Annotated in this window: 24 protein-coding genes; 19 read left to right on the top strand and 5 right to left on the bottom strand. The window is 72.2% G+C overall.

What is annotated here, in order from left to right:
* Positions 1 to 210: 210 nt before the first annotated feature.
* The 4 genes from ybaK to ABTX62_RS16270 all read right to left on the bottom strand — a co-directional run bounded on the left by ybaK (position 211) and on the right by ABTX62_RS16270 (position 4,201).
* Positions 211 to 708, bottom strand: coding sequence for a Cys-tRNA(Pro) deacylase (gene ybaK / locus ABTX62_RS16285; protein ID WP_352116775.1), 498 nt, complete (start codon positions 706 to 708; stop codon positions 211 to 213).
* A gap of 10 nt (positions 709 to 718) precedes the next feature.
* Positions 719 to 1,459, bottom strand: coding sequence for an LON peptidase substrate-binding domain-containing protein (locus ABTX62_RS16280; protein WP_352116774.1), 741 nt, complete (start codon positions 1,457 to 1,459; stop codon positions 719 to 721).
* 11 nt (positions 1,460 to 1,470) lie between these two features.
* A complete protein-coding gene (locus ABTX62_RS16275; RefSeq protein WP_352116780.1) occupies positions 1,471 to 2,502 on the bottom strand; it encodes a hypothetical protein in 1,032 nt (343 codons plus the stop codon).
* Between the two features lie 121 nt (positions 2,503 to 2,623).
* A complete protein-coding gene (locus tag ABTX62_RS16270) occupies positions 2,624 to 4,201 on the bottom strand; it encodes an oxidoreductase (protein WP_352116773.1) in 1,578 nt (525 codons plus the stop codon).
* 177 nt (positions 4,202 to 4,378) lie between these two features.
* Between ABTX62_RS16270 and hisD the strand changes: the two genes are divergently transcribed.
* From hisD to hisF, 8 genes are read left to right on the top strand one after another with little or no spacing between them, the layout of a single operon-like run.
* Entirely contained in the window at positions 4,379 to 5,704 is a 1,326-nt protein-coding gene (gene hisD / locus ABTX62_RS16265) for a histidinol dehydrogenase (protein ID WP_352116772.1), read from the top strand.
* Complete coding sequence (locus ABTX62_RS16260; RefSeq protein WP_352116771.1) at positions 5,701 to 6,807, top strand: histidinol-phosphate transaminase; 1,107 nt, start codon at positions 5,701 to 5,703, stop codon at positions 6,805 to 6,807. Before hisD ends, ABTX62_RS16260 begins: the two co-directional genes overlap by 4 nt.
* Positions 6,804 to 7,397: an imidazoleglycerol-phosphate dehydratase HisB gene (hisB, locus tag ABTX62_RS16255; RefSeq protein WP_059416503.1), complete on the top strand. Its 594-nt coding sequence runs from the start codon at positions 6,804 to 6,806 to the stop codon at positions 7,395 to 7,397. The genes ABTX62_RS16260 and hisB overlap by 4 nt, the downstream gene beginning before the upstream one ends.
* A complete protein-coding gene (locus ABTX62_RS16250; RefSeq protein WP_184982776.1) occupies positions 7,394 to 7,558 on the top strand; it encodes a CG2302 family histidine operon protein in 165 nt (54 codons plus the stop codon). Before hisB ends, ABTX62_RS16250 begins: the two co-directional genes overlap by 4 nt.
* Positions 7,555 to 8,199: an imidazole glycerol phosphate synthase subunit HisH gene (gene hisH / locus ABTX62_RS16245; RefSeq protein WP_502997960.1), complete on the top strand. Its 645-nt coding sequence runs from the start codon at positions 7,555 to 7,557 to the stop codon at positions 8,197 to 8,199. Before ABTX62_RS16250 ends, hisH begins: the two co-directional genes overlap by 4 nt.
* Positions 8,196 to 8,921 carry a bifunctional 1-(5-phosphoribosyl)-5-((5-phosphoribosylamino)methylideneamino)imidazole-4-carboxamide isomerase/phosphoribosylanthranilate isomerase PriA gene (priA, locus tag ABTX62_RS16240; RefSeq protein ID WP_352116769.1) on the top strand — a complete coding sequence of 242 codons (726 nt, stop codon included), beginning with the start codon at positions 8,196 to 8,198 and terminating at the stop codon, positions 8,919 to 8,921. The genes hisH and priA overlap by 4 nt, the downstream gene beginning before the upstream one ends.
* Entirely contained in the window at positions 8,918 to 9,319 is a 402-nt protein-coding gene (locus tag ABTX62_RS16235) for a RidA family protein (protein ID WP_352116768.1), read from the top strand. The genes priA and ABTX62_RS16235 overlap by 4 nt, the downstream gene beginning before the upstream one ends.
* A gap of 14 nt (positions 9,320 to 9,333) precedes the next feature.
* Entirely contained in the window at positions 9,334 to 10,089 is a 756-nt protein-coding gene (gene hisF, locus ABTX62_RS16230; protein WP_283969703.1) for an imidazole glycerol phosphate synthase subunit HisF, read from the top strand.
* A gap of 48 nt (positions 10,090 to 10,137) precedes the next feature.
* On the opposite strand, the gene ABTX62_RS16225 is transcribed toward hisF, so the two are convergent.
* Entirely contained in the window at positions 10,138 to 10,773 is a 636-nt protein-coding gene (locus ABTX62_RS16225) for a TIGR03085 family metal-binding protein (protein WP_283969704.1), read from the bottom strand.
* A 123-nt stretch (positions 10,774 to 10,896) separates the two neighbouring features.
* Between ABTX62_RS16225 and hisI the strand changes: the two genes are divergently transcribed.
* The 11 genes from hisI (at position 10,897) to lgt (ending at position 19,656) form a co-directional block, all read left to right on the top strand.
* Entirely contained in the window at positions 10,897 to 11,340 is a 444-nt protein-coding gene (hisI, locus tag ABTX62_RS16220) for a phosphoribosyl-AMP cyclohydrolase (RefSeq protein ID WP_352116767.1), read from the top strand.
* A gap of 11 nt (positions 11,341 to 11,351) precedes the next feature.
* Positions 11,352 to 12,833: an anthranilate synthase component I gene (locus ABTX62_RS16215; RefSeq protein ID WP_352116766.1), complete on the top strand. Its 1,482-nt coding sequence runs from the start codon at positions 11,352 to 11,354 to the stop codon at positions 12,831 to 12,833.
* Positions 12,834 to 12,874: 41 nt separating this feature from the next.
* A complete protein-coding gene (locus ABTX62_RS16210; protein WP_283969707.1) occupies positions 12,875 to 13,516 on the top strand; it encodes a TIGR02234 family membrane protein in 642 nt (213 codons plus the stop codon).
* 109 nt (positions 13,517 to 13,625) lie between these two features.
* Positions 13,626 to 13,877, top strand: coding sequence for an HGxxPAAW family protein (locus ABTX62_RS16205; protein ID WP_352116765.1), 252 nt, complete (start codon positions 13,626 to 13,628; stop codon positions 13,875 to 13,877).
* Positions 13,878 to 13,969: 92 nt separating this feature from the next.
* The gene (locus ABTX62_RS16200; RefSeq protein ID WP_352116764.1) at positions 13,970 to 14,404 is read left to right on the top strand and encodes a DUF2752 domain-containing protein; all 435 of its coding nucleotides are present in this window, start codon (positions 13,970 to 13,972) and stop codon (positions 14,402 to 14,404) included.
* A gap of 139 nt (positions 14,405 to 14,543) precedes the next feature.
* Entirely contained in the window at positions 14,544 to 15,353 is an 810-nt protein-coding gene (trpC, locus tag ABTX62_RS16195) for an indole-3-glycerol phosphate synthase TrpC (RefSeq protein ID WP_298564467.1), read from the top strand.
* 22 nt (positions 15,354 to 15,375) lie between these two features.
* Positions 15,376 to 15,594, top strand: a complete 219-nt coding sequence (gene trpM / locus ABTX62_RS16190) for a tryptophan biosynthesis modulator TrpM (protein ID WP_283969710.1) — start codon at positions 15,376 to 15,378, stop codon at positions 15,592 to 15,594.
* A 56-nt stretch (positions 15,595 to 15,650) separates the two neighbouring features.
* Entirely contained in the window at positions 15,651 to 16,934 is a 1,284-nt protein-coding gene (gene trpB, locus ABTX62_RS16185) for a tryptophan synthase subunit beta (protein WP_283969711.1), read from the top strand.
* Positions 16,931 to 17,749 carry a tryptophan synthase subunit alpha gene (trpA, locus tag ABTX62_RS16180; protein WP_352116763.1) on the top strand — a complete coding sequence of 273 codons (819 nt, stop codon included), beginning with the start codon at positions 16,931 to 16,933 and terminating at the stop codon, positions 17,747 to 17,749. Before trpB ends, trpA begins: the two co-directional genes overlap by 4 nt.
* An 86-nt stretch (positions 17,750 to 17,835) precedes the next feature.
* Positions 17,836 to 18,609: a DsbA family protein gene (locus ABTX62_RS16175; protein ID WP_352116762.1), complete on the top strand. Its 774-nt coding sequence runs from the start codon at positions 17,836 to 17,838 to the stop codon at positions 18,607 to 18,609.
* A gap of 84 nt (positions 18,610 to 18,693) precedes the next feature.
* Positions 18,694 to 19,656, top strand: coding sequence for a prolipoprotein diacylglyceryl transferase (lgt, locus tag ABTX62_RS16170; protein WP_352116761.1), 963 nt, complete (start codon positions 18,694 to 18,696; stop codon positions 19,654 to 19,656).
* Positions 19,657 to 19,674: the final 18 nt, after the last annotated feature.

The following is a 19,674-nucleotide window of genomic DNA, read 5'->3' as shown; positions in this document are numbered from 1 at the left end:
TCTCCGCGGCGTCGCGACGCCCGGCACGCTCCCCCGCTCTCGGCTTCGCTCGAACGGGAGGGGCCCCCACCGCCGCACCGCGCGAAAGCCCAAGTGGCTCCGCTACGAGGGCTTCCGCGCGGCACTCCCCCAAGCTCTTCGAGCAGGGGGGACCCCCAGAGCACGCACCGAACGCCGCTCCTCCTCCCACGGAGATCCATCAGAAGGGCCTTAGCGGCCGATAGGCGCCAGGACCGCCTCCGTCAGCTCGCGCAGGTCCTGAGGGGCGAGCTCCACCTCCAGGCCTCTTCGGCCCGCCGACACGCAGATCGTCGCGTGCGCCGACGCCGAGGCGTCGAGGACCGTCGGCAGCTTCTTGCGCTGCCCCAGGGGAGAGATGCCGCCCCGGACATAGCCGGTCGTGCGTTCCGCCAGGGTCGGGTCGGCCATCGTGGCGCGCTTGCCGCCGACCGCCGCGGCGAGGGCCTTCAGATCCAGCTGGCCCGCCACCGGGACCACCGCGACCGTCAGGGTGCCGTCGACGTCCGCGACCAGGGTTTTGAAGACGCGGTCCGGGGAGACGCCCATCGCCTCGGCCGCCTCCTCGCCGTAGCTGGGGTGCGCCGGGTCGTGGTCGTAGGCGTGGACCGTGTAGGCCGTGCCCGCCGCCGTGAGGGCCACCGTCGCGGGGGTGCCGCCCGCCTGCTGCTTCTTCGACTTCTTCGCCATGCCGGTCCGCTCAGTTGAGGCTCATCGGGCCGCGCGTCAGATCCGACGCCGGCAACGACGGCAGACTACGGATGATCGCCGTCTCCGAGCGAAGGAGTTTCAGCTCGTCGCGCAGGCGGGACGCCGTGTCGGGTGCTTGGAGCAGGCGCTGCTTGGTCGGGGTGTCCAGCATCATCGCCGCCGCCACCAGGTACGACACCACGCCCGGCTCGTCGGGCAGGTCGGCGCCGCCCGCGAGCGAGCGTTCCCGCGCCCCGGCCAGCCGCTTCTGGTACTGGCGGAAGGACCGCAGCACCCCCTCGGCCAGCGGCGCGGCCTCGTCCCCCGGTTCTTCCTCCAGCGGCTCCAGCTCGGCCGTCAGGAAGGGCCCGGACGCCTCGACCGACAGCAGCTTCACCCGGGTGGTGCCGGTCGCCAGCACCTCGAAGGAGCCGTCGGTGCGCTCCCGGATCGTCGCCGCGTCCGCGATGCAGCCCACCTTGTGGAACGCCTTGGCCGGGTGCGCGCCGAAACCGGCCGCCGGTCCCCGCTCGGGCACGGCCGTCGGGTCGGGCAGGCCGGGCGCGGCGGGGGCCACCTCGTGGCCGTCCCGGATCGCCACGACGGCGAACCGGCGCGGCTCGTCCTCCGGCGTCTTCAGCAGTTCGCGCATCATGGCGCGATACCGCTCCTCGAAGACGTTGAGAGGGAGCACGAGCCCCGGGAACAGCACCGAGTTCAGGGGGAAGAGGGGGAGCCGGACGGTGGTCACGACGCAAAAGCCTAATGGTCGCCGGGACGGACCCGTCCGCCCCGTTCACTCCGTGGATGCCAGGAGGGGTCCGCGGCCGTCGCGGCCCGGATGTCGTCGCGTACCCGCAGGAAGTGGCCGAGCGGGTCGTCCGACATCAGGTCCCAGGGGAACGAGGTGGCGTACGGGCCGTTCAGGCGCATCTGTTCGGTGGCGTCCTGCCAGCGCTCCAGGCGCACCAGGACGAAGATCAGCAGGTTCCGCATCCGGGCCGGCCAGGGGTCGGCCGCGGGCAGCAGCGGGGACAGCGCGATCGCCCGGTCCACGGCCGCGTCCAGCCGCTCCCGGGACACCTCGGGCCCGCAGCCGTCGGTGAGGTAGCCGAAGGCGGCCCGCAGCGGGAGCGCCTGGACGAGCGCGCCGGGGGGAGCGTCCTGGGCGGCCCGGTCGGCGAAGTCGAAGCACTCGTGGTGCGAGCCGTGCCAGTGGGTGGCCAGGTAGCGCAGCGCCGCCACATGGCAGCCGTAGTGGTGCGGGGCACGGCGTACGGCCGCCTCCCACAGCTCCTCGAAGTACGTGTGCCCGGCCTGGGCGCCCCGGGCGTGGTCGAGCGCCAGCCGCCACGGCACCGGGTCCCGCCGGTCGCCCCGGGCCGCGGCCGTGATGAGCGGGCTCACCTCGCGCAGCAGCTCGGCCCGGGCCGGTGACCGCCAGGCGCGGTCCACCGCCAGCTGGGCCGCGACCAGCAGCGCGTCGGGGTCCTGCGGGGCGAGGGCGAGCCAGGCGTCCAGCCACTCGGGCCGTGAGTGCGCGAAGGCGGCCAGCCGGGTGACGTACCGGTCGCGCCGTTCCCATTCGGAGGCCGCGCGGGTGGCCAGGAGCAGGCCGGCGGCCGGCCCGTGGTCGCCCCGGGCGGCGGCGACCAGCGCCGGGCTCAGCCGGGCGTCCGGTGCGTCGAGCAGCACCTCGTCGTCGGCGCGGGGCTCGCCGACGGGGTGGGGGGAGGTCCTTGCCATCCGGCTCGGGCGGATGAACGGGAGCTGCATAGCCATGGTGCCGACCATTGAAAGTCGGGTGGTCATCGCGGCGCCAGACCGTTCATCGAACCTGCGGAAAGTTGTACATCCGATGGTCAAGAGAGCGCAAAGGTGTGACAGTTCAACCACTTTGGTCACAGCAGCATCATCAGTTGCGGCGCAGCACCCGTGTCGCCCCCGCCGCCACCGTCGTCGCCAGGACCCAGCCGAGCAGGATCATCGCCGTCGCCAGCCACTGCCACGCCCCGCGCAGCTGCCAGAAGCCCACCTGGCCGAGGTCGATGACCGGCAGCAGCAGATCGAGGGCGAAGAGCGTGGGATTCCACTCCGGATGCTCGCCCCGCCTCATCGGCGGACGGCCGGCCTGCGCGAAGACGAGCGAGCCCGCCGCCCACAGCACCGCCATCCACACCGCGGCCCGGCCCGGCCGGTACCCGTAGGCGACCGTCCAGTCCTGCGCGTACCCCCACAGCTTGGCCGCGATCGGCAGGCTCTCGCGATGCCGGCGCTGCTTGGCGAGCAGCACCTCGCGGGCGTCCTCGTCCTCCCCGCCGGCCCGCAGCACGGCCGCGAGCCGCTCGTACGGCTCCGGGTTGTACTCGGCGGTCGCCGCCGCCACCCAGTCCAGCCGCTCGGCCGGCGGGAACGGTCCGCGCGGCACGAGGTTCTCGTAGGCGAAACCGCCCATGTGCAGCCGGCCCGGGCCCGGCCAGGCGTCCGCCCGGTCCATCAGGTTGACGACCTTCGCCCCGGACAGCACCACCCGCCCGCGCGCCGGCTGCTCCCCGAGGAAGCGCAGCTCGGGAGTCTGCACCCGGCGCAGCGACAGCTCCTGGTCGTCGGTGAGAGTGAACCGGGCCTGCTCGAAGTCGACCGCGTCGCCGAACCGCCCGTCGTCCAGCCGCATCCCGCCCTCGCACTCGAAGCGCTGGATCCGCGTCCCCTCGGCCGGCGTCATCCCGCTCATCGCCTGGGCGCCGACCCCTGCCGGGGTGAGGTACAGGCTGCGTTCGACGGTCAGCTGCGGGGCGTTCAGCGCGAGCCGGGCGTACGGGTTCGCCAGGCGGGCGCCGCGCAGGCTCAGGGAGACGCCGACGGTGGCCGCGCGCAGGCTCAGCTCGCCGTGCGACTCCAGCAGCTCGGCCTGTAAGTCCTGGCCGACGGTCAGGCCGTCCGCGGCGATCGACCGGCCGCTGTGGTCCCGGTGCACGATCGCCTGGTTCAGCATCAGATCCGTGCCGATCTGCGCGTCGGTGAGCCGGATGCCGTGGTGGAAGCGGCAGCGCGGCAGATGCAGATCGCCCTCGGTGTGCACCCGGGCCGCCTCGAGCCGTGGCACGGAGCAGTCCACCATCCGCAGGGTCGTGAAGCGGGCCTCCGGGAGCAGTACGTCCTGCTCGAACCGGCACCGGCGCAGCTCGACGTACGGCACCACCGTGCCGCCGGCGAGCTCCAGCGAGCCGCTGACCTGCACGCCGACCAGCTGCAGCGAGGACACGCGGCCGGCCAGGGCGGGCGGACCGTCCAGCAGCAACCAGCACACGATCCGGGCCCGCACGGTCCGCTCAGCGCCCCACGGACGACCGCCGTGCGGATCGTCCGCCACGGCGTCGCCGCTGCTCAGGTCGTACACGGTCCCGTTGCGGAAGGCCTGCCACATGCCGGCCTCGGCCGTGGTCAGGTCGTCGGGCAGATCCCCGGCCCGGAGGCCGGACCCCTCGGTCACGGTTCTTCCATCCTCCCCGGGTACGCGCCGGTTGGTTCCTTCCTACAACTGTTCATGCCCGCTGTGTGACGCCCCGAAAGCAGGAGGTGAAGGGGATCTTCCGCCTTCCGGGGGCTTCTGTATCAACCATTGATACGCGCGGACGGCGTCTCATCCGGGTCTGAGAGAATTGAGCCCGTGATCTCTCGAATCGATCTGCGCGGCGACGCCCTTCCCGAGGGCCCCGCCCTGCGTGACCTGCTGCCCCGAGCCGACTTCGACGTAGCGGCCGCCCTGGAGAAGGTGCGTCCCCTCTGCGAGGACGTGCATCATCGGGGCGACGCGGCGCTGATCGACGCCGCCGAGCGGTTCGACGGGGTCCGGCTCGACCAGGTGCGGGTGCCCGCCGCCGCGCTCACCCGCGCGCTCCAGGAGCTCGACCCGGCCGTGCGCGCGGCCCTGGAGGAGTCCATCCGCCGCGCCCGTACCGTCCACCGCGAGCAGCGCCGCTCCACGCACACCACGCAGGTCGTGCCCGGCGGCAGCGTCACCGAGAAGTGGGTTCCCGTCGACCGCGTGGGGCTGTACGCGCCCGGCGGCCGGTCCGTGTATCCGTCCTCCGTGATCATGAACGTGGTGCCCGCGCAGGAGGCCGGCGTCGAGTCCATCGCGCTCGCCTCGCCCGCCCAGGCCGACTTCGGCGGCCTGCCGCACCCGACGATCCTCGCCGCCTGCGCGCTGCTCGGCGTCGACGAGGTGTACGCGGCCGGCGGCGCCACCGCCGTCGCGATGTTCGCCCACGGCACCGAGTCCTGCCCGCCCGCGAACATGGTCACCGGCCCCGGCAACATCTGGGTCGCCGCCGCCAAGCGCTACTTCACCGGCAGGATCGGCATCGACGCCGAGGCCGGCCCGACCGAGATCGCCGTCCTCGCCGACGACACGGCCGACCCGGTGCACGTCGCCTCCGACCTGATCAGCCAGGCCGAGCACGACCCGCTGGCCGCCGCCGTCCTGGTCACCGACTCCGTCCGGCTCGCCGACGCCGTCGAGAAGGAGCTGGAGCCGCAGGTCGCGGCCACCCGGCACATCGACGACCGGATCGTCCCGGCCCTGTCCGGCCGGCAGTCCGCGATCGTCCTGGTCGACGGCATCGACGAGGGCCTGAGGGTGGTCGACGCCTACGGCGCCGAGCACCTGGAGATCCAGACGGCGGACGCCGCCGCCGTGGCCGACCGCGTCCGGAACGCCGGCGCGATCTTCGTCGGCCCCTGGGCCCCGGTCTCCCTCGGCGACTACGCGGCCGGCTCCAATCACGTCCTGCCCACCGGCGGCTGCGCCTGCCACTCCTCCGGCCTGTCCGTCCAGTCCTTCCTGCGCGGCATCCACATCGTCGACTACACCCAGGACGCGCTGGCCGAGGTCGCGCACCACGTGGTGACGCTGGCGGAGGCGGAGGACCTGCCGGCCCACGGTGCGGCGATCAAGGCCCGGTTCGGCTGGAAGGTACCCGCAAGCAAGTGACAGGCATCGACGATCTCCCCGTACGGGACGAGCTCCGCGGCACGTCCCCTTACGGCGCGCCCCAGCTGGACGTCCCCGTTCGGCTGAACACCAACGAGAACCCCTATCCGCTGCCCGAACCGCTGGTCGAACGGATCGCCGAGCGCGTCCGTGAGGCGGCCCGCACCCTCAACCGCTACCCCGACCGGGACGCGGTCGAGCTGCGCACGCGGCTGGCCGAGTACCTGACGGGCACCTCCGGCCACGAGGTCGGCGTGGCCGACGTCTGGGCGGCCAACGGCTCCAACGAGGTCATCCAGCAGCTGCTGCAGACCTTCGGCGGACCGGGCCGCACCGCCATGGGCTTCGAGCCGTCGTACTCGATGCACGGCCTCATCGCGCGCGGCACCGGCACCGGCTGGATCTCCGGCCCCCGCAACGACGACTTCACGATCGACCTGGCGGCGGCGGAGAAGGCCATCGCCGAGCACCGGCCGGACGTCGTCTTCGTCACCACCCCCAACAACCCCACGGGCACCGCCGTGCCGCCCGAGACGGTCCTCGCGCTGTACGAGGCCGCACAGGCGGCGAAACCGTCGATGGTCGTGATCGACGAGGCCTACATCGAGTTCAGCCACGGCGCCTCGCTGCTGCCGCTGCTGGACGGCCGCCCGAACCTGGTCGTCTCCCGCACCATGTCGAAGGCGTTCGGCGCGGCGGGCCTGCGCCTCGGCTACCTCGCCGCGCACCCCGCCGTCGTCGACGCCGTCCAGCTGGTCCGGCTGCCCTACCACCTGTCGGCCGTCACCCAGGCGACCGCCCTGGCCGCCCTGGAGCACACCGACACGCTGCTGGGCTATGTCGAGCAGCTCAAGACCGAACGGGACCGCCTGGTCACCGAACTGCTCGCGATCGGCTACGAGGTGACCCCCTCGGACGCCAACTTCGTACAGTTCGGCCTGTTCGAGGACTCCCACGAGACCTGGCGGAAGATCCTCGACCGGGGCGTCCTGGTCCGGGACAACGGCGTACCCGGCTGGCTCCGGGTCACCGCCGGAACCCCCGAAGAGAACGACGCGTTCCTCGACGCGGTCCGTGAACTGAAGAAGGAGCAGGAGCTATGAGCCGCGTAGGACGCGTCGAACGGACCACCAAGGAGACGTCGGTCCTCGTCGAGATCGACCTCGACGGCACGGGCAAGACGGAGATCTCCACCGGCGTCGGCTTCTACGACCACATGCTCGACCAACTCGGCAGGCACGGTCTGTTCGACCTGACCGTGAAGACCGAGGGCGATCTGCACATCGACTCGCACCACACCATCGAGGACACCGCGCTCGCCCTCGGCGCCGCCTTCAAGCAGGCCCTCGGCGACAAGGTGGGCATCTACCGCTTCGGCAACTGCACGGTCCCGCTGGACGAGTCCCTCGCCCAGGTCACCGTCGACCTGTCCGGCCGCCCCTACCTCGTGCACACCGAGCCCGAGAAGATGGCGCCGATGATCGGCGAGTACGACACCACCATGACCCGGCACATCCTGGAGTCCTTCGTGGCCCAGGCGCAGATCGCGCTGCACGTGCACGTGCCCTACGGCCGCAACGCGCACCACATCGTGGAGTGCCAGTTCAAGGCGCTCGCCCGGGCCCTGCGGTACGCGTCCGAGCGTGACCCGCGCGCGGCCGGCATCCTCCCCTCCACGAAGGGCGCCCTGTGAACGGCATCTCGACCCTGCTGATCGTCGTCGGCCTCTTCCTCGCCGGCGGGATCTACTCCTTCGTCAAGCAGAAGATGCCCAAGGGTCTGATCGTGCTGCTGTCCATCGGCGCCGCGATGTGCCTGGCGGCCGGTGTGGTGAGGCTGGAGGTGTGGAATTGAGCGCCCCGCAGAAGAAGGTCGTCGTCTTCGACTACGGATTCGGCAACGTCCGTTCCGCCGAGCGTGCCCTCGCCCGCGCCGGGGCCGACGTGGAGATCACGCGTGACTACGACAAGGCCCTGAACGCCGACGGCCTGCTGGTGCCCGGCGTCGGCGCCTTCGCCTCCTGCATGACGGGCCTGCGCGCGGCGCGCGGCGACTGGATCGTCGACCGCCGGCTGTCCGGCGGCCGCCCGGTCATGGGCATCTGCGTCGGCATGCAGATCCTCTTCGCGCGCGGCATCGAGCACGGCGTGCAGAGCGAGGGCCTCGACGAGTGGCCCGGCTCGGTCGAGCCGCTCCAGGCCGAGATCGTGCCCCACATGGGCTGGAACACCGTCGAGGCGGCGCCCGGTTCGCAGCTGTTCGCGGGCCTGGACGCGGACGCCCGCTTCTATTTCGTGCACTCCTACGCCGTCCACGACTGGTCGCTTCAGACGCACAACCCGGCGATGAGGGCCCCCAAGGTCACCTGGTCCACGCACGGCAAGCCGTTCGTCGCGGCCGTCGAGAACGGCGCCCTGTGGGCGACGCAGTTCCACCCCGAGAAGTCCGGCGACGCCGGAGCCCAGCTCCTCACCAACTGGATCGGAACCCTGTGAGCAAGCTCGAACTCCTCCCCGCCGTCGACGTCCGCGACGGCCAGGCCGTCCGCCTGGTGCACGGCCAGTCCGGCACGGAGACCTCCTACGGCTCCCCGCTGGAAGCCGCCCTGGCCTGGCAGCGCTCCGGCGCCGAGTGGCTGCACCTGGTCGACCTGGACGCCGCGTTCGGCACCGGGAACAACCGCGAGCTGATCGCCGAGGTCGCCCGGGCCATGGACATCAAGGTGGAGCTGTCCGGCGGCATCCGCGACGACGACACCCTCGCCGCCGCCCTCGCCACCGGCTGCAAGCGCGTCAACCTCGGCACGGCCGCCCTGGAGACCCCGGAGTGGGTCGCCAAGGTCATCGCCGAGCACGGCGACAAGATCGCGGTGGGTCTCGACGTCCGCGGCACGACCCTGCGCGGCCGGGGCTGGACCCGCGACGGCGGCGACCTCTACGAGACGCTGGAGCGCCTCGACAAGGAGGGCTGCGCGCGGTACGTCGTCACCGACATCGCCAAGGACGGCACCCTCCAGGGTCCCAACCTGGAACTGCTGCGCAACGTGTGCGCCGCCACCGACCGCCCGGTCGTGGCCTCCGGCGGGGTCTCCTCGCTCGACGACCTGCGGGCCATCGCCGACCTCGTCCCGCTCGGTGTCGAGGGGGCCATCGTAGGGAAGGCGCTGTACGCGAAGGCGTTCACCCTGGAAGAGGCCTTGGAGGCTGTGTCGTCATGACCGTGCGGCGTGTGCAGAGCGGAAGTCCCTGGGAAGAGTCCTTCGGTTTTGCACGCGCCGTCGCGGCGGGCGACCGTGTGCTGGTCGCGGGCACGACCGCGTTCAAGGGCGACGTGCTCTACGGCGAGGGCGATCCGTACGAGCAGGCCAAGATCGCCTTCACCAGCGCCCTGGAGGCGATCGCCGAGTTCGGGCTCGCACCCGAGTCCGTGATCCGCACCCGGGTGTGCCTGGCGCACGCCCGGGACGTCGACGCCGTGGGCCGGGCGCACAAGGAGATGTTCGACGCCGTACGCCCGGTCACGACCCTGCTGATCGTGCAGGGCTTCATGGACTCCCGGGTCCTGGTGTCGGTGGAAGTGGAAGCATTCCGAGGGACCCCCTCACAGGAACACTAAGAGGAGCAGGATTCATGACCCTGGCGGTCCGAGTCATCCCCTGCCTGGACGTGGACAACGGCCGGGTCGTCAAGGGCGTCAACTTCCAGAACCTGCGCGACGCGGGCGACCCCGTCGAGATGGCCAAGGTGTACGACGCCGAGGGCGCCGACGAGCTGACGTTCCTGGACATCACCGCCTCGTCGGGCAACCGCGAGACCACGTACGACGTCGTGCGCCGCACGGCCGAACAGGTGTTCATCCCGCTCACGGTCGGCGGCGGCGTCCGCACGGCCGAGGACGTGGACAAGCTGCTGCGGGCCGGCGCGGACAAGGTCGGCGTCAACACGGCCGCCATCGCCCGCCCGGAGCTGATCCGCGAGATCGCCGAGCGCTTCGGCCGCCAGGTCCTGGTCCTGTCGGTGGACGCCCGCCGTACCGAGTCGGGCTCCTTCGAGGTGACCACCCACGGCGGACGCCGGGGCACCGGCATCGACGCCGTGGAGTGGGCGCACCGGGCCGCGGAGCTCGGCGCGGGCGAGATCCTGCTCAACTCGATGGACGCGGACGGCACCAAGGACGGCTACGACCTGGAGATGATCCGGGCCGTCCGGAAGCACGTCACGGTCCCGGTCATCGCCTCGGGCGGCGCGGGCAGGCTGACCGACTTCCCCCCGGCCGTCGAGGCGGGCGCGGACGCGGTCCTGGCCGCGTCGGTGTTCCACTTCGGCGACCTGCGCATCGGCCAGGTCAAGGAGACGCTGCGGGAGGCGGGGCACCCGGTGCGGTGACGCCCCGTCCGCTGAGAGCCCCGGCCGCGCCCCGCGGCCGGGGCCTTCTCAGATCCCGAGCTGCTTGGTCTCGTGCAGCTTCGCGATCGCGTTCTCGTCGCCGTCCAGGTCGACCTTGGCCGCGCTCCGGCGGCCATAGCAGAACAGGACCAGCTCGGACGGCTCGCCGGTCACCGTGACCACCGGGGTGCCGCGGTGGGCGACCGCCGTCTGGCCGTCGGGGCGCCGCAGGACCAGGCCCGTGGGCACGCCGCGGCCCATCAGGCGGGCCGTGCGCTCCAGACGGGACCACAGGGCGTTCTGGAAGACCAGGTCCAGGTCGCGGGGGGACCAGTCGGGCTGGGCGCGGCGGACGTCCTCGGTGTGGACGTAGAACTCGACGAGGTTCGACGCCTCGTCGACCGGCTTCAGGCTGAAGGGCGAAAAACGTGGCGGGCCCGTACGGATCAGCTGGATCAGCTCCTCGTACGGCTTGTCGGCGTACTCCGCCATCACCTTGTCCAGGCGGGACGCGAGTTGCTTGATCAGTATCCCGCCGGCGGCGTCCGGGCGGCGCTCGCGCACCACCACGTGCGCTGCGAGGTCCCGGGTGGTCCAGCCCTCGCACAGGGTGGGCGCGTCCGGGCCCGCGGTCTCCAACAGGTCGGCGAGGAGAAGTCGTTCACGCTTGGCATGGGTCGACATGCCGCCCAGCCTACGGCCGGTCCCCCGGTCAGCCCAGCAGACGTGCCGATTCCCCTCCGACGGGTGTTCCGCCCAGTGGACATCCCACCTGGCCTGTCAGTGGCGCACGGCACAATGGTCGGCATGACCAGCAAGCCCGCCCGTCGCCCGGCCACCGCCCCTCACGGAGGCGCTTCGCGCCACAGTGCTCCATCCGGCCGCCTCGACCCGGAGATCGCCGCGCGCCTCAAGCGCAGTGCCGACGGCCTCCTGCCCGCCATCGCCCAGCAGTACGACACCGGCGAGGTGCTCATGCTCGGCTGGATGGACGACGAGGCGCTGCATCGCACCCTGACCACCGGCCGGTGCACCTACTGGTCGCGCAGCCGCCGGGAGTACTGGGTCAAGGGCGACACCTCCGGCCACTTCCAGTGGGTGAAGTCCGTCGCCCTCGACTGCGACGCGGACACCGTGCTCGTCAAGGTCGACCAGGTCGGCGCCGCCTGCCACACCGGCGCCCGCACCTGCTTCGACGAGGACGTGCTCCTCAAGGACGGCGGCTCCGCCCGCCCCGCCCCGGATCAGTAAGGTCAGCGGCCATGGACCTCGAGACCTTCCGCAAGCTCGCCACCGACCGGCGGGTCATCCCCGTCACGCGCAAGCTCCTCGCCGACGGCGACACCCCGGTCGCGCTCTACCGCAAGCTCGCCGCCGAGCGCCCCGGCACCTTCCTGCTGGAGTCCGCGGAGAACGGCCGCTCCTGGTCCCGGTACTCCTTCGTGGGGGTGCGTGCGGCGGCCACGCTCACCGCACGCGACGGGCAGGCCCACTGGCTCGGCGCCCCGCCCGTCGGCGTCCCCACGGACGGCGACCCCCTCGCCGCCCTGCGCGCCACCATCGAGGCCCTGCACACCCCCCACCAGGAGGGCATGCCGCCCTTCACCGGCGGCATGGTCGGCTACCTCGGCTACGACATCGTCCGCCGCCTGGAGAGGATCGGCCCCGGCGAGCGCGACGACCTGAAGCTGCCCGAGCTGACCATGCTCCTCACCAGCGACCTGGCCGTCATGGACCACTGGGAGGGCTCGGTCCTGCTGATCGCCAACGCGATCAACCACAACGACCTGGAGACGGGCGTCGACGAGGCCCACGCCGACGCCGTGGCCCGCCTCGACGCCATGGAGGCCGACCTCTCCCGCCCGGTCGCCCAGCCCCCGGCCGTGCTCCCGCCCTCCGAGCTCCCCGAGTACACCGCGCTGTGGGGCGGCCCCGACTTCCAGGTGGCCGTCGAGGACATCAAGGAGCGCATCCGGGCGGGCGAGGCCTTCCAGGTGGTCCCCTCCCAGCGCTTCGAGACGCCGTGCACGGCGAGCGCGCTGGACGTCTACCGGGTCCTGCGGGCCACCAACCCGTCCCCGTACATGTACCTGTTCCGCTTCGACGGCTTCGACGTCGTCGGCTCGTCCCCCGAGGCCCTGGTCAAGGTCGAGGACGGCCGGGCCATGGTCCACCCCATCGCCGGCACCCGCTGGCGCGGCGCCACCCCGCAGGAGGACCAGGCCCTCGCCGAGGAACTGCTCGCCGACCCCAAGGAGCGCGCCGAGCACCTCATGCTCGTCGACCTCGGCCGCAACGATCTGGGACGGGTCTGCGAGCCCGGCTCGGTCGAGGTCGTCGACTTCATGTCCGTCGAGCGGTACTCGCACGTGATGCACATCGTCTCGACGGTGACGGGCCGCGTCGCCCGGGGACGCACCGCCTTCGACGTCCTCACCGCCTGTTTCCCGGCCGGCACCCTCTCCGGCGCCCCCAAGCCGCGCGCCATGCAGATCATCGACGAACTCGAACCGTCCCGGCGGGGCCTCTACGGCGGCTGCGTCGGCTACCTCGACTTCGCCGGCGACTCCGACACCGCCATCGCCATCCGCACCGCCCTCCTGCGCGACGGCACCGCGTACGTGCAGGCCGGCGCGGGCATCGTCGCCGACTCCGACCCGGTCGCCGAGGACACCGAGTGCCGCAACAAGGCGGCCGCGGTCCTGCGGGCGGTCCACACCGCGAACCGGCTCGGAAAGGCCTGAGATGCACCCCGGGTGACGGTTCGCCCGGGGTTCAGGCGATAGTGGGGTACGTGACTGCTGTACCTCACCCCCGTTCCGAAGCCCCCGGATCCGCCCGGGCCGGCCGCCTGAGCCTCGCCGTCGCGCTGCTGAGCGGCGCGCTCGGCGCGGCCGTGGCGCTGCTCGCCACCCGGCAGCAATGGTCGCAGGGCACCGCGACGGTGGCCGGTGGCGCCTTCCCCCTGACCGCCAAGGGCAGCGACGTCACGGGTGTTCCCGCGGCGCTCGCCATAGTGGGCCTCGCCGCGCTCGTCGCCGTCTTCGCCGTCCGCCGGGCCGGCCGCTTCGTCGTCGCCGGGCTGCTGGCGCTCTCCGGCGCCGGCATCGTCGTCGCGGCCCTGCTCGGCGCCTCCGACGGCTCCGCGCTCGACGAGCAGGCCGCCCGGGCCTCCGGCGACACCTCGGCCTCCGTCGACGCCCTCGGCCACACCGCGTGGCCCTACGTCGCGGTCGTCGGCGGTGCGCTGATCCTCCTGGCCGGGCTGCTCGCCCTGCGCTACGGACGGCTGTGGCCCGCCATGTCCGGCCGCTACGAGCGCGGCGGCACGCCCCAGCCGCGCCGCAAGGCCCCCGCCGCCGACCCCGACCGGCCCGAGGACCTGTGGAAGGCACTCGACCGTGGCGAGGACCCGACCGGAGCCTGAGCCCACACGGGGGACGGGGAGGCACCCCCGCTCACCCCGCGGGCGCGCGTGCGCGACAATGGCCCCGAGCGTTTTGCTCAGACACGCACACAGCAACGAGGAGCAAGCAATGGCGGGCAGCAGCCACGGTCACACCCCGGCCGCCTGGACCGGTGTCATCATCGCCTTCATCGGTTTCTGCGTCGCGGGCGCGTTCATGGTGATGGACCAGCCGGTGGGCTTCTGGGCGGGCATGGTGGTCGTGCTGCTCGGCGGTGTCGTCGGCGGCGTCATGCGGATGATGGGCCTGGGCCAGCCCAAGGAGGCGCAGCAGCCGCACCGCACCACGGGCGACCGCGAGCCGGCCGGCGCCGGGAGCTGACCCCCGCGGCACGATCCGCGGAGCACGTCCTCACGTGAGGGGCGGCCGGCACACGGGTGCCGAAGCCGCCCCTCACGCGTGTGCGGGGCACAATGCATACCGTGAACGCCGAGAGTCGATGGGTGACGTCCAGCGTCCCGGGCCGGCTGGCCGTCCCCGCCGGGGTGCTCGGGGCCGTCGCCGCCGCCTTCGCCTACGTGGGCGCCGTGGACCCGAACGAACCCGGCCACTACCCCGCGTGCCCGCTGCTGCGCTACACCGGCCTCTACTGCCCCGGCTGTGGCGGACTGCGCAGCGCGCACGCCTTCGTCCACGGTGACGTCCTGACGGCACTGCAGGCCAACGCGCTCGCGACCCTCGGCTTTCTGGGCTTCGCCGCGCTGTGGACCGTATGGGTGGTGCACGCGGCCCGCGGGCGCCCGTTGCGGATCGACCCCCGCCCGGGGCTGGTGTGGGGCCTCGGGGCGTTGCTGCTGGTCTTCACCGTTGTCCGGAACCTGCCCTTCGGTGGCTGGCTTCACCCTTGATCGTCTGGCGGATGTCCAGCTAGTGGGACCGGCGTCAACCGGATGTGAGGCCTGCGCCCGGCTGCGGATACCATCGCAGTGACCATCGGTTTTCGATCGGTCGCTGGAACTGTCAAGCGTCTGGAAGGGGGCCGCTCGCGTGAGTGTGCTCGACGAGATCATCGACGGAGTCCGTGCCGACCTCGCGGAGCGGCAGGCGCGCGTCAGCCTCGACGAGCTCAAGGAGCGCGCGGCGAAGGCTCCCGCGGCCAAGGACGGCGCGGCCGCACTGCGCGGCGACGGCGTCAAGGTCATCTGTGAGGTCAAGCGCTCCAGCCCGTCCAAGGGCGCGCTGGCCGCGATCGCCGACCCGGCCGGACTCGCCGCCGACTACGAGGCGGGCGGCGCGGCCGTCATCTCCGTTCTCACCGAGGAGCGCCGCTTCGGCGGTTCGCTCGCCGACCTCGAGGCGGTCCGCGCCCGGGTGGACATCCCCGTGCTGCGCAAGGACTTCATGGTCACGTCGTACCAGCTGTGGGAGGCCCGCGCCTACGGCGCCGACGTCGTGCTGCTGATCGTCGCCGCCCTGGACCAGCCCGCCCTGGAGTCTCTCATCGAGCGCGCCGAGTCGATCGGGCTCACACCGCTCGTGGAGGTCCACGACGAGGACGAGGTCGAGCGGGCGGTCGACGCCGGCGCCCGGGTGATCGGCGTCAACGCGCGCAACCTCAAGACCCTGGAGGTCGACCGCGGCACCTTCGAGCGGGTGGCGCCGGAGATCCCCGACCACATCATCAAGATCGCCGAGTCCGGTGTCCGCGGCCCGCACGACCTCATCGCGTACGCCAACGCCGGCGCCGACGCGGTCCTGGTCGGCGAGTCCCTCGTGACCGGCAAGGACCCCAGGACGGCGGTCTCCGATCTGGTGGCGGCCGGCGAGCACCCCGCGCTCCGGCACGGCCGAAGCTGATCACCCGCTAGGCTTGGCCCCGATGACTGCCACCCTGACGACCGTGGACCGGTACGCCCGCCTCGCGCGCGGCTGCCGCCCCCGCGGCTGCCGCGCCCCGGCCCGCCGGGTCCACGGCCGCCGTGTCCGGTACGTCATCGGTGACGAACCGGGGCAGGTCAACGGCATGCGATGGCAGCAGCGCCCCGTAGGGGGCGCGGGGAACTGCGCGACAAGCCACGAACGGCCCGCAGCCGCCTGACCATCCCCGCCCCCACGGCGACAGTGCAACCAACACACTCACCGTGAGGTATTCGCATGTCCAGTCAGTTCTTCATCCCCGACCCCGAGGGGCAGACGCCCGATCCCGAGGGCTACTTCGGGGCCTTCGGCGGCAAGTTCATCCCGGAGGCGCTCGTCGCAGCCGTCGACGAGGTGGCCGTCGAGTACGACAAGGCCAAGCACGACCCGGAGTTCGCCAGGGAACTCGACGACCTCCTGGTCAACTACACCGGCCGCCCCTCCGCGCTCACCGAGGTGCCCCGGTTCGCCGAGCACGCCGGAGGTGCCCGGGTCTTCCTCAAGCGCGAGGACCTGAACCACACCGGCTCCCACAAGATCAACAACGTCCTCGGCCAGGCCCTGCTCACCCGGCGCATGGGCAAGACCAGGGTCATCGCCGAGACCGGTGCCGGCCAGCACGGCGTGGCCACGGCCACCGCCTGTGCGCTCTTCGGTCTCGAGTGCACGATCTACATGGGCGAGATCGACACCCGTCGCCAGGCTCTCAACGTCGCCCGCATGCGCATGCTCGGCGCCGAGGTCATCGCCGTGAAGTCCGGCAGCCGCACGCTGAAGGACGCCATCAACGAGGCCTTCCGCGACTGGGTCGCCAACGTCGAGCACACGCACTACCTCTTCGGCACCGTCGCCGGACCGCACCCCTTCCCGGCGATGGTCCGCGACTTCCACCGGGTCATCGGCGTCGAGACCCGCCGCCAGCTCCTGGAGCGCGCCGGGCGCCTCCCCGACGCGGCCGTCGCCTGTGTCGGGGGCGGCTCCAACGCCATCGGCCTCTTCCACGCCTTCATCCCGGACACCGGCGTACGCCTCATCGGCTGCGAACCGGCCGGACACGGCGTCGAGACCGGCGAGCACGCCGCGACCCTCACCGCCGGCGAGCCCGGCATCCTGCACGGCTCCCGCTCCTACGTCCTCCAGGACGAGGAGGGCCAGATCACCGAGCCGTACTCGATCTCGGCCGGCCTGGACTACCCGGGCATCGGCCCGGAGCACTCGTACCTGAAGGACTCCGGCCGCGGCGAGTACCGCGCGGTCACCGACGACGCGGCGATGCAGGCCCTGCGCCTGCTGTCGCGCACCGAGGGCATCATCCCGGCCATCGAGAGCGCCCACGCGCTGGCCGGCGCCCTGGAGGTCGGCAAGGAACTGGGCAAGGACGGGCTGATCGTGGTCAACCTCTCCGGCCGCGGTGACAAGGACATGGACACCGCCGCCCGCTACTTCGGCCTGTACGACACCGACGCCGAGGTCGCCGAGGACGCCTCCGGCACCGCGGAGATCGAGGGGGACGCCAAGTGAGCGGCAACATCCGACTGCTGGGCGACACCCTCGCCGCGGCCAGGTCCGAAGGGCGCGCCGCGCTCATCGCCTACCTCCCGGCCGGGTTCCCGACCGTGGACGGCGGCATCGACGCGATCAAGGCCGTCATCGACGGCGGCGCCGATGTCGTCGAGGTCGGCCTGCCGCACAGCGACCCCGTCCTCGACGGCCCCGTCATCCAGACCGCCGACGACATCGCCCTGCGCGGCGGCGTCAAGATCGCCGACGTGATGCGCACGGTCCGCGAGGCCCACCGGGCCACCGGCAAGCCGATTCTCGTCATGACGTACTGGAACCCCATCGACCGCTACGGCGTCGAGCGGTTCACCGCCGAGCTCGCCGAGGCGGGCGGCGCCGGGTGCATCCTGCCCGACCTGCCCGTACAGGAGTCGGAGCGGTGGCGGGAGCACGCGGAGAAGCACGGTCTGGCCACCGTCTTCGTCGTGGCGCCCAGCAGCAAGGACGAACGGCTCGCGCGGATCACCGCGGCCGGCAGCGGATTCGTCTACGCCGCCTCCCTCATGGGCGTCACCGGCACCCGCGCCACCGTCAGCTCGCAGGCCCGGAACCTGGTGGAACGCACCCGGGCCACGGGAACGGAGCTGCCGGTCTGCGTCGGGCTCGGCGTCTCCACGCCCGCCCAGGCCGCCGAGGTCGCGGGCTTCGCCGACGGCGTGATCGTCGGCTCCGCCTTCGTCAAGGCGATGCTGGACGCACCGGACGACGCGGCCGGTGTCGCGGCCGTGCGCGCACTCGCGGGCGACCTCGCGAAGGGCGTGCGCGGACGGGTGTGAGGAACCCGCAAGTCATACAGGTCCCTCGTACGGGTGGACCTGGGGCCGGGGAGGCGCGGTGCGCCTCCCCGGTTCGTTTCCGGGGTGTGAGCGAGAAGAACCGTGAGGGAAAGCGCACCGCCCGGGAGAAGCTGGCGGTCGAGCGCGAGAAGCAGAAGGCCGCGGACAAGCGCCGGCGCGCGCTGATCGTGGGCGGGGCCGTCGTCGCCGTCCTGGGACTCGCGGCGGTCATCGGCGTCGTCGCGGCCAACGCCGGCAAGGACGACAGCGCGGCCTCGGGCCCGGTCGTGGCGCCCTCGGGAGCCCAGGGCAAGGACGGCCTGGCCATCCCGGTGGGCAAGGACAGCGCCAAGTCCACGCTCACGGTGTGGGAGGACTTCCGCTGCCCGGCCTGCAAGTCCTTCGAGACGGCGTACCGTCCGGTGATCCACGAGCTGACGAACGCGGGACAGCTGAGGACCGAGTACCACCTGGTCACCCTCATCGACGGCAACATGGGCGGCACCGGCTCCCGCAACGCGGCCAACGCCGCGGCCTGCGCCCAGGACGCCGGGAAGTTCCCCGCGTACCACGACGTGCTCTTCGACCACCAGCCCCCCGAGGTCGACGACGCCTACGCGGACAACGCCAGGCTGATCGAGCTGGCCGGCAAGGTCGACGGCCTGGACACCCCCGCCTTCCGCGCCTGCGTCGAGAAGGGCACGCACAACGGCTGGGTCGCCAAGTCCGACCAGGCCTTCGACAAGGGCGACTTCTCGGGCACGCCGACCGTGCTGTTCGACGGCAAGAACATCTACCAGGACCAGACGATGACCCCGGCCAAGCTGAAGCAGATGGTGCAGGAGGCGAACCAGGGGTAAGGGCTGTTCTCACGCCCCCGTTATGGACCCGTAGCCGGGCTGCCCACCGCACCCCCGGTGCGGCACGGTAGCGTCGACCTTGCCATGGAACTTGCCTTCATTCCCAGCCCGTCGCGCGGGGTGCTGTACCTCGGCCCCGTTCCGCTGCGCGGCTACGCGTTCTGCATCATCATCGGCGTCTTCGTTGCCGTCTGGCTCGGCAACAAACGCTGGATCGCCCGAGGCGGGCGGGCCGGCACGGTGGCCGACATCGCCGTCTGGGCCGTGCCCTTCGGTCTGGTCGGCGGCCGCCTCTACCACGTGATCACGGACTACGAGCTGTACTTCAGCGAGGGCCGTGACTGGGTGGACGCCTTCAAGATCTGGGAGGGCGGCCTCGGCATCTGGGGCGCCATCGCACTCGGCGCGGTGGGCGCGTGGATCGGCTGCCGCCGCCGCGGCATCCCGCTGCCCGCGTACGCCGACGCCATCGCACCCGGCATCGCCTTCGCCCAGGCGATCGGCCGCTGGGGGAACTGGTTCAACCAGGAGCTGTACGGCAAGCCCACCGACCTGCCCTGGGCCCTGGAGATCACCTCCTCCTCGGACGGCCGGGTGCCGGGCACGTACCACCCGACGTTCCTGTACGAGTCGCTGTGGTGCGTCGGCGTGGCGTTCCTGGTCATCTGGGCGGACCGCCGCTTCCGCCTCGGACACGGCCGGGCGTTCGCGCTGTACGTCGCCGCGTACTGCACCGGCCGGGCGTGGATCGAGTACATGCGGGTCGACGACGCCCACCACATCCTGGGCCTCCGGCTGAACGTGTGGACCGCGATCCTGGTGTTCCTGCTCGCGGTGACGTACCTCGTGATGTCGTCGAAGAAGCGGCCCGGGCGGGAGGACGTCGTGGAGCCCGGCGCTTCGGCTTCCGGCGATGACGCCGACGGCGGCGGGACCTCCGATGAGACGGGCACGGACGAGGCGGCCGCCGGCAAGGACGACCGGATCGCGGACGAGGCCGAGGCGGACGCGGACCGGAACGAGGCCGGGTCGGGGAAGAAGACCTGACGGCCTGTCCTGTGTGAC

This window comes from Streptomyces sp. NPDC096046 (assembly GCF_040303285.1).
Classification (GTDB): domain Bacteria; phylum Actinomycetota; class Actinomycetes; order Streptomycetales; family Streptomycetaceae; genus Streptomyces.
This window is presented reverse-complemented; position numbering and strand designations above follow the sequence as displayed.